Source organism: Nostoc sp. C052, assembly GCF_013393905.1.
Classification (GTDB): domain Bacteria; phylum Cyanobacteriota; class Cyanobacteriia; order Cyanobacteriales; family Nostocaceae; genus Nostoc.
In genome coordinates this window covers 5,241,228-5,257,104 of the sequence record NZ_CP040272.1, presented here as the reverse complement: position 1 = coordinate 5,257,104, position 15,877 = coordinate 5,241,228, and the positions used below count along the sequence as shown (strand labels likewise).

The window sequence follows — 15,877 nt, the reverse complement described above, 5'->3', positions numbered from 1 at the left end:
TTTTATTCCTAAACTGTTAACTCTTAACTTATTAATTTCATTCTTAACTTATAATTTCTAACTCCTCACTATTTAATAAACTATGACTGTGCAAAAATCTCACTACGAAGCGAGTTTGGCAGAGTACAGCAATCATCTAGCTGCGATCGCCTTACTAAAACAATATCGTCCATACTTGGAGATGATCCCTAGTCTGCGTCGTCCAGATGAAAGTGTTATCACTATACCCTTGCCAATTGTCCGTCTTCGCAATGCTACAACAGCGCCACAAACAATTTGCTTACCCTGTGATGTGGCAATTTTAATGTGCGATCCAGAATGGAAAATCAAAACTGGAGCCGAAATTTTAGTTTTTATTCATCGCGCTCACGAAGACTTTTCTGATTTATTAGGACGTTGGCGACAAACTCAAGTGTACTTGGACAATGATTATGAGTGGTTGATGCCTCTGCGCCACAGTCATATTTTGAGTGAGGGAGCTAATACTATATATCCTCTATTTGTCGTTTTTAGTGAGACTGTAGAACGCATCCCCAGAGGACTGGTGGGAGCCGAACTCCCATTTATTATTATGCAAACATCAGATTCACTGCTTGAGGAAAATCTCACAGAAATTTTCTCTCCAGAAATTCCACCAACTTAGAAAAAGTTCTACCAATTCTATAGGAATTACGTACTGTACAAAGTCAGAAATATATCATCTATCAAACTCATATATTAATCTTCTCCAGTTGAAAATTAGTATTGACTATATTTATTAGTTTGAAGTGAAATCAATTACAATTACTTAAAAACAAAATCTTAGATTTATTTTAGTGAATATAAGCTAAATAAATATATTTTTATCTTATAGCAATCCAATTTGATTTTTTCAAAAATCTAAGTACATACAGGGGGTGTTATCGCGTAAGATAACGCACTCTAGTGCAACATCACTTACTTAAGCTAAATTTAGATCCCCGATTTCTTGAAGAAGTCGGGGATCTGGACATTAAATAATTGCCTCTTGACAAGCTCAAATTAGTTACTATAGTCTGTTGTTCATACGCATCTTAGAAAAAACAATATAAAATAAACTGATGAACAATCAAATTAGGATTTTGATAGCAGTAGCATTACTTGTAAGTTCTACAGCAGTAAAATCTTCTAGTGCGACAGAAAAAAATACTGATTTTTTTACTACAAATATTAGCTCTATAGCTCCAAAGCAAATGAAAATATCACAAGCTATAGAACCTAGAGTTATTAAGCTTCGTCTAGCCGATTCTGGTGTTTCAGTAGGAAGTGTCTTATCTTGGGGATTTGCTGGTTTGATCCAAAAAAGATCAACTGATTGGGTTCGTTTAGAAATAAGCGATCGCCAAGTAAAAGTAGTACATACAACGAGAACGACTAATTGGTTAACCCAAGTTTCTAAATGGTGGGATCATCCTGTCAGAAAAATTGCTTTTAAACCAGATTCTTGTAAACTAGATAACGTACAAAACCAAGGTAGCTCAGATATAGAAACTCAACTGAGAAACATAAAAAAGTTGTATGATTCTAAACTAATAACAGAGCAACAATATCAAGAGTTGCAGCGTAAAGTTATTAATCAAATAAATACCACTCCTAACCAACCTACTACGATTAATTCGGAATGTATTATTTTAGGAGAAAACGCTACAGTACCACTTAAAGATATGACTTTATTAACTAAAGGAGAATTTAAAATTGAATATCTAGAGGGCAATGAATGGAAATACGCAGCTTTTAGAGTACCAGAAAAAGAGTATCACTAGCAACCTGCAAACAATAAATTTTTCCACATATAAGCGCTATAGGTGTTTTAGCGACAGCGTAACGCACCAAACCCTTACGAATTGTGCGTTAGGATGAAACCCGTAACGCACCTTAGAGTGCCTAATTTTGTTCAAAAATAAAATAGGAATCCTCTAGCAATCCTATTTTATTTGTAATAATTGCAACTCGCATATCCCCGACTTCTCAAATAAATTGGGGATTTTGTTTCTCAGGAATGATTTAAAGGTAACTATATTTGATCAAGCGTAAACCCTCTAGTCGGAGAGCTTCAGGATAGAGAGCTTTGTAAATATTGCAATTTGGAGATTGAATATCATAACGACCTGTAGCTTTAAAAGTTGCCAAAGGACAACCACCTGTACACCAATTTTTCCACTCACATGTACGACAGCCTTCTTTTTCCTCAACTGACAAATTCTGAATACCTGCTTTATCTTGTCGCACAACACTTAAAGGATCTTCAGTGGCAGATGAAGATACAGTTTTATGTAGCTGCATCTGGCATTTAGCAATTTGTCCTTTGTAATCAAATACGAGATAGCTTTGTCCAACTCCACAAGTTCGTTTATGAGGAGAAGATAAGTTAGCACGATCAATCAATGAACCTAGCAAGCTTCGATTAGGTAATTTGAATTCAATAACTTTGAATGCTGCTAATATTCCCTCAATCAGTCGAGATTCTTCTAGTTGCAAGTCTTCGTAAGAAGCTGACAGTTCATTTTCGCGATAGAAATTTAAACTAAAGGGTAGATTATTTTCCAATATCCATTCAATAAGAGCGGGTAATCCTTCTGCATTTCGCCCAGTCACTGTAATGGAAATATCTGGTATAAGACCATTTTGCAAAGCAATCTTAATACCTCGTTCAACATCTTGAAACGATCCCTTTCCACCCGCATAAGAACGTTGGATATTGTGAAAATCGGATAATCCATCTAGTGAAATCATGAGACGCAGATTCAATATTTGCAGCATCTCAATTATCTCAGGAGTAATCAATGTTCCATTACTAAGAACAACTCCATCTAATATGATGTCTGTTTCTTTGCTAAGGGATTGAGCGTACAAATGCAGATCCTTAATTAAAGGGGAACATAGTAATGCTTCTCCTCCTGCATACTTCAGTTTGACACGGCGGTAATTATTTAAAATTGCAGATCGGAATGTAGCTTCAATAGCTGCTTTACCTATATCTATTGACATATCATTTGCTACATGAGGAAGGTAGCAGTAATCGCATCTTAAGTTACAGCGATCAGTGATATGTAACCATGCTGTTAAAGTTTCTGGTATTTCATTTAGATGAAATGAGTAATTATTATTAGGTACTATCAAACGTGCTTGATATAGTTCTTGAATAGCTGTCTGTAAATCTATTGAATCAATAGAAAGATTCTCTAGTACAATATCATCTAATTTATGAGGATTTATAAATTGATTTAGTAAATATATTGCTGATTGATTTAGAACTGCTACTTTATGATGAGTACCATAACAGATAGAATAAGTATCATCTAGATTCATTATCTGCGAGTTGGGAATTCTTACAAACTCTGTACCCAGTATCCCCAGAGATAACCGGATATCTGAGCTTAATTCTGTTAAAGGGGATAAGTCACAGGCACAATCCCCTCCATCACAGTCGCATTGTCCAGTTGGTACATAAGTAGAATTGAGAGAAACTAAAATTTGGGGTCGATCAATTTTTTTACTAAGCATGAGAAGATGGCTGTTTTGTGGCACGTATTCTAGTCAGGAACATTTGTTGATCGCACCATTCCTTGAGGGCTTTATGATCTTTCCACTGAGATTTTAGTTGTTGAATCAGATTTTTAGAAAGTTCTATAGGCAAACGTTCGATTTTCTTTTGGAGTAGATTTAGCTCATGTTTGATTGAATACGGCCCGAAACCTCCATGTTGAAAAATTTTGGGTATTCCTTGAGCATATTTACTAAAAGCAAAATCGTAGTTCGCTTCTTGGAATGCAACATCACCTTCTATCCGTAATATACGACCAAAGTATAATGTATGGATATTTTGATAGGATTGGAAGCGATCGCTAAGTTCTCGCGCATAATCTGAGATATGGTTGTATGCTTTTGCATAATAATCAAACTCTGCTTTACCTACCAGGCTATCGATGGCATATCGCATATCATTGTATTCTAGACTGGTCTGATAAGAGCGTTCATTGAGTATTAGAGCTTGTTCTTGCAATGTGCGATCGCCTGTTTGAAACCCAAGATGCCAATAGACACTAGCAATTTGGTGTAAAATTCCAGGTAATTCCTCTTCAAGTCCGTATTTTTCTGCAAGTTTCAGGCTTTTTTCTAAAGCATCTTGAGCAATACTTAGGAGATTGAGATCCCACTGTACTTGTGTCACATCCCAAACGGTTTCATTTACTACCTCGGCACTAAACCACTGATTTAAGCCTAACTGAAAGTATGCTCTACATAATATTTGATTATCGTTTTCCTCATTGTCGCAACGGCTTAATGCTCGTTCAAGTAACTGTTTAGCTTTTACATAATTACCATTATCTACTAAAATAGTAGCAGAGGCAATTTCCGCGTTGGCTATTTCGCGTTCACTCTCAACACTCGACCACATATCAATAGCAGCTTTAAAACACTGTTCGGCTTTTACGTAATCTTTTTGTTGTCCATATAAAAATCCCAAGTTATTCTGAATGCTAGCCATAACTTGAGTTAAGCCTTTGTCAGGAGTATCAACTTCCATCGCAGCATCCCAACCTAGTTTGTAATATTTCTCCGCTTCCTGAAAGTTGTTGAGTTGTCGGTGCAGATAACCAACTAGGTTAGCTACAGCAGGAATAGCGTATGATAGCTTTTTGCCTTGAACTAAGGATAAACACTCTTGCTGATATTTCAAGGCTTCGTCATAGAGATGTAACTTGGTATTTAGCATTCCCAAGACATTATAAATATCGGCTTGATGAGATGAATTAGTAGATTCTTCAGATAGCATTCCCTCTAATTTTATCAACTCATTTTCTTTTGTACTCTTGTCTTTAAGAGCGTGAACAATCTTTGATTCAAAAATAATCAGTTTAAATTTTTGATCGGGGGTTATCTCGGTTTCAAACTGTTTGGCAATTGCCAACAATTGATTGACAAATCCAAATTTTTTAGATTGGCGGCGTATCCTATCAGTAACTTCATGCCAAGTTTCAAAACCTATTTTTGGATTTGCGTATAAAGCATTCCAGAGCCAGCGCGTAGTATTGAATTCTCGCAGTTGTTTTATTTCTTCAATCAGAAACTCAATATTAGTGAATTTATGAGAATCATCACAATTACGCTGAATCTCTAATACCCTTTTTTGTGGCCCTAAATCGTAATCTTTTCGCTCAAAATATTTGGCAGCAATCCGACTATCTCGTTTTCTCCATTCCAAATCTGGGTCAATATCTGCCCATACATATTTCTCAACCAAGTCTCGTACAATATCATGTAATGATATTTGCGAACCACCGATTACTGGTTTGATAAAAAAGTAGCTTTGTGCATCAATAAATAATCTTTGAGCTTCTTCTGGAGATAGTTCTAATAAATTAGCAATATCATCGCTATCTAATGGATAGATACGTGAAAGTAATAGAGTTAGCCGATCCATTGATGTCCGAAGCTGCGTGATATGTCTAACCATCTCAGCTTCAAATCCACCAGTTTTTTCTAACCTGCTGGGAATCGTTTCTATATCTTCACTCTCTAACCAATCTGGTATGACTTCCCGATAAGCATACTCTACCCCAAATTCAATCATGATCGGGCTACCACCAGAAAGAACTATAATCTTTTTAACCAAGTCTTGTCCGAGAGTAAAGTGAAGCTGTTCCTCCTTAGAAAGAATGTATGTTTGCACATCTTCATGAGTAAATTCATTTAATTCCAAACAAGTTAATTCTTCTTCTTTGAATGAATTTTCTAGAATTTGCCGGGCAATACTAGGGCGACCTGCTAAAATGAATACGGAATTCTCTAGCTGAAGGCATAAATTGCCAATACACTCCCAAACTTGCTCTCTTAAATCTGCTTGTCCTAACTTTTCAACCGTATCAATTAAAAATACTAGTTTCTGTTGGCTGGATTTTCGATTAATTTCATCGACCAAGAACTTTTCAAGTTGTCTACGTTCCTGTTCGTATGCAGTTTGACTGAGGCGGTTTTCATCTTCTCGCAATTGTCGTAAGCGAAGCAACCATTCTTGATATGTAGAATCGTATAATTGTTTGGCAATTTGAGTGTATAAATCTTCTGCATCATTAAAAACAGGGATATCGCAATCAATAATTTCACTCGTCCCAATCTGAACTTGGTTTAGACGGGATTGTAATGCACGAAGCAACCAAGTTTTGCCAATCCCACCTCTACCCTCGACTAAAACGACATGCAGCTTATTAGACTCCTGAACAAGGGAAATTATTCGATTTAGATGTTCTGCACGACCAACAAACTCTAATTTATCTAGTTCAGACATAATGGACTCCTATTTAATTTTTGTTTGCAACAACCCAATACACATCTATTCGCTGCTTAGTTATTTTGAATTGCTTCATCAAACTTCTGAATTAAACATCTATAGGGTGCGTCATTGTATTCCTCATTGTGTAGATAGTAATTGACTAAAAACTGAAATTCCCAGTCATTTTCTACTTCAGACTTAAGGGTATAAATGAATTCATGGAATTGCTCTCTATCTGTATTACGGAATATTCCTAGAGTTTCTTCAACGGTTTTATCAAAGAAATCATTACGGAGTTTTTGTCGATAAGCCAGACTATTAGGGCCAAAATTGATAAATCCAGCGTGTTTCTGAAGACTTTGAAAAAAATATTGCATAGACCAAGTACCTGCAACAGCAGAATTATTGTTTGATTTCAGTTCATGAATATATTCCCAGCAGATTTGAGCCGCTTCGCTACAAAGTTCTTGAAAGTTATCAGGCGATGTTTCTCGGAGAAGACCAATAACTAGCAGCCGCCGTGTCATTCCATCTTTAATAATCGTTTTATCACGAGTAAAAATAGATGTTTTTGTTAGTTCAAAACTTAATTTATAGCTATCCTCACTGAAAGGTAACTTAAATCTCCGAACAGCTTCCTTTAATACCCAAGTGCCATTAAGGATGGGAAATATACTCAATTTTTCAATAGATTCATATAGATGGTTATTTTCTTTTGTCAAGCTTTCTCTAATCTGATCTCTACACCTTTTGAGGTTTTGTTCCCATAATTGATTGCCATAAATATTTAAAAGCCAACTAACCGTATAACAACCATCTCGATAAACTTTTAGTGCTTCAGCAATTCCCCCTGGATGTCCGCCAGTTAAATATAATAAGTGTCCTGCTAGTAAAGCCAGACTTTCAGAATTCATATCTATAGGCTTGAGATATTTTGTTGCTGTATCTTGAATTACTTCCCAGTTAAAAGGAGAGAGTGTTAGTTTAGGAAAAGTCCGATCTAATGGGAGATCGATTAGACAGCGAGCCGCAATCACAACTCGAAGTCTCCGAGGATTATCTTTAAAAAATTTTAATTCTTTCAAACATTTTTCAATTCTCCATGCAAATTCTTTAAAGTCATTAAAAAGTTCATTTAAACGTTGTTTTTGTGGGGCATTGCCATCTAAATCAATTAGCAGTACAATACCTTTTTTCCCCTGAAGTTGCCATTTAGCCCAATTTCTATGCAATAGTGAGCCTAAACGTTCTCCCCAAGTTAAATCATGCCCTTCTGGGAGCGTCAGTTGCAGAGAATTTGCTAATCGTTTTTCTAAGTCTTCAATATTTTCATAACCAGAGATGGAAGCGTAAGCACAGCACCATTGTAATTCTTGAAATTTGCCCAATATCTGTTTGAGAAATTCTGTTTTTCCGTAACCTTCAGGTGCCGTCACCAGACGATAAGGGGGAGAATTAATGGCTGTAATTTCATTAATTGCCGCATCTCGATTTGTGAATGGGATCTTATCAGGCTCAAGCTCTAAAAATTGTTGATTTATCTGGCTTAATTCTGATTCAGCTTTTTCTATTTCATTGAATTTATCTTGAAGTTGTTTTTGCAATCTACTTCTATCTACATTATTCAGCGTCCATCCTATTTGGTTGCTGAGAGTTTCAGCCTCAACATTTAAATTAGCTATTAACTGTTCTAGATAATTTTTTCGTAAATCTAAAGAGCTTTTCATTTTATTTAGGGATTAAATTAATGGTTTATGGCATTAAGTTCGCTTTCTACTTGCTGAAGTTCTTGTAGTAGAGTGTCAATTTGGCGTTGGAGTTTATTGCGATCGCTCGCACTCAGGGTATAGTTGAGTTGATTATGAGCCGCCTCATAATCACTACTGAGAACGTCAAAGCGTTGTTGCAAAGTTTTGATTTTGAGTTGTTTGACTCTGCTTTTAATAGTCTGGGTATGTGCATTTGATGAAATCGGCAAGGCTATTTCATCCCATCCTGCAATCAATACATCCGCAGGAATCATAAAAGCAGTCTTGATGTCTTCTCGCCGCTTCTCTGCCGCTACTGCCATACCAACTACTCCCACAAGGGTTTCATCCCATATAGGCGCACCACTAAAGCCTGGTTCTACTCTGTAGCCAGTTACCTTACTATCTTCCAGTTGCACCCATCCCTTTCCTTGGGCGTCTCGCAACACGCCTGTCGCCCAAACGCCATCATTGTGTCCGTTAGGAAAACCGAATATGCGGAAAGGATGCTCCCAGATATTGTTAGCTCTTATTAGCTGAATGGGTTGGGCTTCTTTAGGTAATTGCCCTTCTATTTGCAATCCCGCAATATCTTCAGGCTCGGAGGTTGATGCATTACTGACAACAGGTTGCCAAAAAATAACTTTAGCTTTTAGTTGTTGCCCTGATGCAATTAGGGGAAAATCTAAATAAATATCATCACTAGGAGCTTCAACTATATCTTCTGCTAAAGATAGAGCAGAGGTAACAACATGAGCGCACGTCAGGATGTAATTTTGAGTTCGCCCAGAGACTAAAAAACCTACACCAACTACCGCACCACTAGTATGAAAAATCCGGGCGATCGCTGACCTAAAAGTTTGAATATAATTATCTGTACTTACTACCATGCTATGCCTTGTCTTGCTTCCATTTCAAGGTAATTTCGTAGTTAGCTTCACCACTTACAGAAGTAAAAATTGCACCCGCAGCAGCATTTAACTTAATCCCAAACTTAACTTCTACCTCATTTGCAGGTGTATTAAGCTGACTCAGTTTGGTGATAATTGCGGAAGCGACAGGTTGTATTTGATCCAATACTTCATCAAATTTCTTTTTAGCTTCAACTACCATTTGTCCTGTGTCTGCTCTGGCAACACGTCTCACAGCATTGCTATTTTCTGGCTCATCAACTTCAACTAAAAACTTAGTCCCATCTTGGAGAGAAAATTCTGTAATTTGTTTCCGATTCATAATGAATGAAACCTGTTATTTTGAACCTATAGTTTAATGTGTTGATCATCAAATGAGTTGGCAGAATTTTTGTAATTCTATTCTCATTTAATGGTTAACTCGTTAAATACTTCTCCAACAATTTCTGACTTTTTTCTCCTATTTCATTTAACTTCTGCCAAAATTCTCCCCACCTATCATTTGTTCATTGACAGACTAATAGTAGTATGTATTATTAATTTTGCGGGGTTGCGAGATCCCCGACTTCTTTAAGGGACTTCCAACAAATAAATTATTCAATCTTGTGGGGTGGACATCTTGTCCGCCCTTGGCTACGGGCGGGCGAGACGCCCACCCCACAAGAGTTAATTGGATATTTTTTTATTTGGAAGTCCCTAAGAAGTCGGGGATCTGATTGCCCTCACGTATCATAATTAATGACATGAACCACTAATAGTCCATAAAGGTAACGAAAGTCTGGTACGTAGTAAGCACTTAAGTGCTTAACGCAAGGACTAAAGTCCTGACTACAAACTTATTTACCCAGCATAATTGACTTGACAGCCTACTAGAAGTTTGTGAAGTTTCTGAATAAACTGAATCACTTCTTACTGCGTGGGCATTACAAGCTGCTTAACTGTCGTACTACAGATACAACAATTGTTATGTTAACTGTTATATTAGTTATATCAACAGCCTGATATCAATTAGTAATTATACTGAGTTAGCTAGAAAATTACTTGAATTTAAGTAAGTAGGTAAGAATAAATTAACCTATGTTACAGTATGTAAACTTAATGAAATTTTCTCGTGGTAATGTTATGCAAACCACATCTATAAAAATATCCCCAACTTCTTGAAGAAATCAGGGATCTGGTTACTTGAATAGCTGGTAACTGGAAGTCCTGAGGAATTTTGACTGGCAAGTAGTCCATCAATTCGGAGAACACTTGGCACAAAAATCAGGACTGAATTTACAGTATTGGCTATTTGTCAATTGGTAAGCTGTACAATAAGGAAAACTGGTAAGTTCAATTTTGGCTGCTTGTAATTTGGAACCATTCGGTAACGCTTCAGTCAGTTTGGTTTTAGCAGCCAGAAGTATAGCTAAAAGCTTAGGCAACGCTATGCAGGCAGCGATATTCAGCAATGTTAGCAATATAGTGTCTATCAAATTCATAGGTAGTCATACCCTGTGAAACGTAGGCCTAGCACGTCGTAGAGATCGCTGTTTTTAGATGCAAACACAATCATTGCTTGCACTCTATGTAAACTAACTTTAACATAAATTTTTGTAAATATAAACGTGGAATTCCTGGAATTATCATACACAGAAGGGAATGTGGATAATAAGGACGGTGATTGTAGCGAAATAACAAAATAAGCTGTAAAAACGATCAGTTTTAAATCTTTAGGTAAGGTGTTATGTCAAAAACCCAAACCGTCTCTTCTTTTTTATCTAACATCAGTGAGGGAGAACGACAGTCATTAAAGCGGTTGGTAGATTACACAAATGTGGAATCGCTACCAGAAGTTTGGCCTTTAGCCGCTCAAAAATTTGGTGATATAGTTGCCCTCCGCAGCCCTCACAGTAAACCAGAAGTAGTGATTACTTATACCCAGCTAGCAGAGCAAATACAACTATTTGCTTCTGGGTTACAGGCGTTGGGAGTCAAGGTAGGCGATCGCATTTCCTTAATTGCTGACAACAGTCCTCGCTGGTTCATTGCCGATCAAGGCATCATGACTGCTGGAGCCGTTGATGCCGTGCGTAGCTCCCAAGCCGAAAAAGAAGAACTGCTGTTTATCATCGCCAATAGCGGCAGTACAGCGATCGTCGTTGAGGATTTAAAAACACTTAAAAAACTCCAAGACCGTCTCAAAGATTTACCAATTCAAGTAGTAATCTTACTTTCGGATGAAGCATCACCAACAGACGAAACCCTAAAAGTACTCAACTTTACACAATTGATTGAAATTGGGGTAAATCATCATTTTGTGCCAGCCAAGCAAAATCGTGACGCTTTAGCAACCCTAATTTATACCTCTGGGACTACGGGTAAACCCAAGGGTGTAATGCTGTCTTATAAAAATTTGATGCACCAAGTGATAACTTTTGGGACAGTATTGCAACCAAATGTTGGCGATATCGTTCTCAGTATCCTACCTTCGTGGCACAGCTACGAACGAACTGTTGAATATTACCTACTATCTCAAGGTTGCACGCAAGTTTATACTAATTTGCGCTCTGTGAAAGGAGATTTGAAAAAATTTAAACCCAATTACATGGTGGGTGTACCTCGGCTGTGGGAATCGATTTATGAAGGAGTGCAAAAGCAGTTCCGCGAACAACCAGCGAATAAGCAACGCCTAGTTAACTTTTTATTGGGCATTAGCGATAAATATATCAAAGCCCAGCGAACTGCTCAGGGATTGGATTTAAATAATCTTCATGCTTCCGCCATCGAGCGATTAGCAGCTAAGATCCAAGCATCTGTTTTCTTGCCTCTCCACGCCTTGGGAGAACGACTGGTTTATGCCAAGGTGCGAGAAGCCACGGGAGGACAAGTTAAGCAGATGATTAGCGGCGGTGGTGCGCTGCCGAGACACATCGACAACTTCTTTGAAATTATTGGTGTGCAGATTTTGCAAGGCTATGGTTTGACAGAAACTTCTCCTGTTACTCATGTGCGCCGTCCTTGGCGAAATTTGATTGGTGCATCAGGACTACCACTCCCCGCTACAGAAGCTAAGATTGTAGATCCTGAAACAAAAGCACCTCTACCAGTAGGAAAGCGAGGCTTGGTATTGTTGAGGGGACCGCAGATTATGCAAGGCTATTACCAAAATCCCGAAGCGACAGCCAAAGCAATTGATGCTGAAGGTTGGTTTGATAGCGGCGATTTGGGTTGGCTGACACCACAAGACGATTTGGTGCTGACTGGCAGGGCGAAGGATACGATTGTATTGACTAATGGGGAAAACATCGAGCCACAGCCGATTGAAGATGCCTGTTTGCGATCGCCATACATCGATCAAATTATGCTCGTCGGCCAAGATCAGCGCAGCCTGGGAGCTTTAATTGTCCCCAATGTCGAAGCCTTGGAAAAATGGGCAGCAAGTCAGAATTTGACGCTGGATACGTCGAGCGATCGCGTAACTTCCTCAGATAGTCAAAAAATTGACTTGGAGAGTAGAATGATCCAGGATTTATTTCGCCAAGAATTAAATCGGGAAGTACAAAATCGTCCAGGTTATCGACCGGACGACCGCATCGGAACGTTTAAACTCATTCTGGAACCGTTTTCCATCGAAAATGGTTTGATGACACAAACACTGAAAGTTCGACGACACATCGTCACGGAACGCTATCGCGATATTATTGACGGCATGTTTGCCTGATGATTCCACCTGCTAACTGTAAAGAGTGAACGTGAAATATGGATGTCTCCAAATCTAATTTGCTTCTGAAACGCGTCGTTAACGTCAAAGTTATTGTTACTCCCCTCTGGAAAGAGGAAGTACAACAGCAGCTACAAACGCAAATCAATCAACTCGATCAGCAATTGCAACAGCTAGACGTTGAAGGACAAAGAGCGATCGCGGCAATTCAAAAGCAGAGTCTACAACCACCAGGGCCACAGACTCTTCAACAAATTGACAATATCCAACTCCAAGTCAACCAAAAGAAAAGTGAATTTTTAGAGCAGAAAAATCAATTGCTGCAAAACCTCCAGCAAGTGCAGTTTCTCCAGCAAGATCAGGAAGTCAACCAATTTCAAATGGAAGGCTTTTTCCGAGTAGAAACCGGTGATAATCTGATTAGCAAAATGCAGGTCGAAATCGTTCTGCGCGATGGCGTGGTAGAAGAAATTCGCGGCGACATTTAAATTTGTCATTTGTCCGTTGTCATTTGTTTTGTAACTAATGACTAATGACAAATGTGATTTAACTTAGCCTGGGAGTGGCTCCCAGCCCAACATTCCATCTGGGAGCCAGCCCAAACAATTTGCCAGACTGGAGGTGAGCTAATAAAAAGCGATCGCCCAAAAGTACTCATCTCAACTCGATATTTAACCTTACTAACTGAATCATTACCCCCCTTGATTTGCGTAATCGTCACTAACGCCTGATTTCGTTGCGGATAAGCTACCTCTACCTTTCGCGTTCCTCCCACTCCTATGTCCTCAAAGGCATTCAGGGCGAGAGTAGCAGGATCGCTCCCTTGGAGAGATGAGTTAAGCCTTTCTAGAGGTATAGTTTTATAATCGGAACGCTCTGAGTATGCCACAACCTCTTGAGACTGATGTATTGTTGCCACCTGCGGGGTTTGCCCATCAGTAGTTTCAACAATCAGTGCAGATGGCTGGTGCTGGATAATATAAACACCAGCGCTAGCAGTCGCAAAGATACTCAGTATTACAATCAAAAAGAATTTCAACTTTGCCGACATAAAAGTAAACAGGAATTTCAAATAGGTTTATTACCAATTTTGAATTCTAGATTGAACTGCATCTCATATCCTCTATCTGTGAGAAGCTCTTGTATCTTAAGCAGTAGTTATGAGGAATATAAATAGCAAGGGAATGGGGAGTAGATGTGTACTGAGTTTTTCAAAAATCAAATACGAGTCTTATAGACCTCTAAGTTATATTTAGGTTCCTATTAGTCATAGTCATTAGTCAAAAGCTAATGCCCAATGCCCCATGCCCAATGTCCAACCTAAAATATAAACAGTTTAAAACCCTCCCACCAAGATACAATTCGATCTGATAAAAACTGTTAAAGTCCATAAACCATTGATTTTCAAACCACCCTATGAGCATTCACGAAGTATTTATGCCGGCGCTGAGTTCCACCATGACGGAAGGCAAAATCGTCTCCTGGGTGAAATCGCCAGGGGACAAAGTGGAAAAAGGCGAAACAGTGGTGGTTGTAGAGTCAGATAAGGCAGATATGGATGTAGAAACCTTCTATGAAGGATTTCTTGCTCATATCATAGTTGAAGCTGGTGAAACTGCCCCAGTCGGATCTGCGATCGCCTTCATTGCCGAAACGGAAGCTGAAATTGAACAGGCGAAATCTCTTGCCAATTCCGGCGGTGCGGCTGCTACTACAACCTCTTCTCCACAACCAGTTGCCGCCACAGTCTCAGCCGCCACACCTGCCTTAGCATCTCAAAACGGGTCTAACCACAAAGAAGGAAGGCTTGTAGCTTCACCCCGCGCCCGCAAGTTAGCTAAAGAACTCAAAGTTGATTTAACTACACTCCAAGGCAGTGGCCCCCACGGTCGCATTGTCGCTGAAGATGTGGAAGCATTGTCCAATAAGGGCAAACAACCTGCCCCAGCAGCACCCATACCAACCAGCGCCCCAGTTGCACCCCCAGCACCCCGGACACCAGCACCCACACCAGTAGTAGCGGCTGTTCCTGGTCAAATTGTACCTCTAACTACCTTCCAAAATGCCGTAGTGCGGAACATGGTAGCTACCATATCCGTGCCCGTCTTCCGTGTCGGTTATACAATTACCACCGATGGATTAGACAAACTTTATAAACAAATTAAATCCAAAGGCGTGACAATGACAGCGCTACTGGCGAAAGCTGTAGCAGTGACGTTGCAAAAACACCCATTGTTAAATGCCAGTTACTCAGACCAGGGTATTGTTTATCATTCTGATATCAACATTTCCGTAGCAGTAGCAATGGATGATGGCGGATTAATTACACCTGTGCTGCAAAATGCCGACGCAGTGGATATATATTCTCTATCGCGTACTTGGAAATCTTTGGTAGAACGTGCCAGAGTAAAACAATTACAGCCCCAAGAATACAACAGTGGGACTTTTACCCTGTCCAACTTGGGAATGTTTGGCGTAGACACATTTGATGCGATTTTACCGCCTGGACAAGGTTCAATTTTAGCGATCGGGGCATCGCGTCCGCAAGTGGTAGCAACACCCGACGGTTTATTTGCCGTGCGGCAACAAATGCAAGTTAATATTACTTCTGACCACCGGATTATTTATGGTGCCCATGCTGCGGCGTTCTTGCAAGATTTAGCAAAATTGATTGAGACAAATCCTCAATCTTTGACACTGTAGTTTTCAAAAAACACCAAATTTAAATGTTAGCGCTATGAGCGAGCAGCAATTTTTCGTAGAGTAGCGCTAACAACAAACAATACTTACCACAAACTTTAACTCCTCGCCGCTCCAGTACTGGGGACTGGGAAAAAGTTTTTTAAAATACCCAATCCCTAATCCCTAATCCCTAGTCCCTAGTCCCTTTTACTTGATTTACGCCTAGCTACTTATCACGAGTGACATACGACAACACCCTGAAATATCTGGTTGAGTAGTATACAGAAGATTTTATCCGCTACTTACTCGCATCTGAGCCAACGAATATCCAGATTCTCAAAACAGAATTAAATCAAGAACCAATTCGTGCCGACTCAGTAATCTTTTTGCAAACTGCCAATAAAATACTACATTTAGTGTCCTTGGCTCAGTTAGAGAACTTGGGTGAAGTATTACTAGATTTTGCCAGTGAGGCTGATTTGATGAATTGGCTAAATACAATAGAAAATTAGAGTTTGCCCTAAAGTTTTCGACCAGTTAC

General features: G+C 39.0%; 13 protein-coding genes. 6 read left to right on the top strand and 7 right to left on the bottom strand.

What is annotated here, in order from left to right; genetic code table 11:
* Positions 1-82 precede the first annotated feature (82 nt).
* Together FD723_RS21710 and FD723_RS21705 are read left to right on the top strand one after the other, a co-directional pair.
* Positions 83-643 carry a hypothetical protein gene (locus tag FD723_RS21710; RefSeq protein WP_179067206.1) on the top strand — a complete coding sequence of 187 codons (561 nt, stop codon included), beginning with the start codon at positions 83-85 and terminating at the stop codon, positions 641-643.
* A 436-nt stretch (positions 644-1,079) separates the two neighbouring features.
* A complete protein-coding gene (locus FD723_RS21705; protein WP_179067205.1) occupies positions 1,080-1,781 on the top strand; it encodes a hypothetical protein in 702 nt (233 codons plus the stop codon).
* Between the two features lie 241 nt (positions 1,782-2,022).
* Here the strand turns inward: FD723_RS21705 and FD723_RS21700 are convergent, their stop codons facing one another.
* From FD723_RS21700 to FD723_RS21675, 6 genes are all read right to left on the bottom strand, one after another.
* Positions 2,023-3,327 (bottom strand): radical SAM/SPASM domain-containing protein, encoded by a 1,305-nt coding sequence (locus FD723_RS21700; RefSeq protein WP_256874893.1) that lies wholly within the window; start codon positions 3,325-3,327, stop codon positions 2,023-2,025.
* A 187-nt stretch (positions 3,328-3,514) separates the two neighbouring features.
* Complete coding sequence (locus tag FD723_RS21695) at positions 3,515-6,307, bottom strand: tetratricopeptide repeat protein (RefSeq protein ID WP_179067203.1); 2,793 nt, start codon at positions 6,305-6,307, stop codon at positions 3,515-3,517.
* A gap of 56 nt (positions 6,308-6,363) precedes the next feature.
* The gene (locus tag FD723_RS21690; protein WP_179067202.1) at positions 6,364-8,019 is read right to left on the bottom strand and encodes an ATP-binding protein; all 1,656 of its coding nucleotides are present in this window, start codon (positions 8,017-8,019) and stop codon (positions 6,364-6,366) included.
* A 17-nt stretch (positions 8,020-8,036) separates the two neighbouring features.
* Positions 8,037-8,930, bottom strand: a complete 894-nt coding sequence (locus FD723_RS21685; protein WP_179067201.1) for a trypsin-like peptidase domain-containing protein — start codon at positions 8,928-8,930, stop codon at positions 8,037-8,039.
* A 1-nt stretch (position 8,931) separates the two neighbouring features.
* The gene (locus FD723_RS21680; protein ID WP_179067200.1) at positions 8,932-9,273 is read right to left on the bottom strand and encodes a CU044_2847 family protein; all 342 of its coding nucleotides are present in this window, start codon (positions 9,271-9,273) and stop codon (positions 8,932-8,934) included.
* A 913-nt stretch (positions 9,274-10,186) separates the two neighbouring features.
* The gene (locus tag FD723_RS21675) at positions 10,187-10,432 is read right to left on the bottom strand and encodes a hypothetical protein (RefSeq protein ID WP_179067199.1); all 246 of its coding nucleotides are present in this window, start codon (positions 10,430-10,432) and stop codon (positions 10,187-10,189) included.
* 245 nt (positions 10,433-10,677) lie between these two features.
* On the opposite strand from FD723_RS21675, the gene FD723_RS21670 reads away from it, so the two are divergent.
* Positions 10,678-12,654 carry a long-chain fatty acid--CoA ligase gene (locus FD723_RS21670; protein ID WP_179067198.1) on the top strand — a complete coding sequence of 659 codons (1,977 nt, stop codon included), beginning with the start codon at positions 10,678-10,680 and terminating at the stop codon, positions 12,652-12,654.
* Positions 12,655-12,692: 38 nt separating this feature from the next.
* A complete protein-coding gene (locus tag FD723_RS21665; RefSeq protein WP_069072569.1) occupies positions 12,693-13,142 on the top strand; it encodes a YlqD family protein in 450 nt (149 codons plus the stop codon).
* Between the two features lie 41 nt (positions 13,143-13,183).
* Here FD723_RS21665 and FD723_RS21660 read toward each other — a convergent pair whose 3' ends face one another.
* Entirely contained in the window at positions 13,184-13,705 is a 522-nt protein-coding gene (locus tag FD723_RS21660; protein ID WP_179067197.1) for a hypothetical protein, read from the bottom strand.
* A 365-nt stretch (positions 13,706-14,070) separates the two neighbouring features.
* On the opposite strand from FD723_RS21660, the gene FD723_RS21655 reads away from it, so the two are divergent.
* Together FD723_RS21655 and FD723_RS42975 are read left to right on the top strand one after the other, a co-directional pair.
* Positions 14,071-15,357, top strand: a complete 1,287-nt coding sequence (locus FD723_RS21655; protein ID WP_179067196.1) for a dihydrolipoamide acetyltransferase family protein — start codon at positions 14,071-14,073, stop codon at positions 15,355-15,357.
* Positions 15,358-15,752: 395 nt separating this feature from the next.
* Positions 15,753-15,848, top strand: coding sequence for a DUF4351 domain-containing protein (locus tag FD723_RS42975; protein ID WP_256875221.1), 96 nt, complete (start codon positions 15,753-15,755; stop codon positions 15,846-15,848).
* The last annotated feature ends 29 nt before the right edge of the window (positions 15,849-15,877 follow it).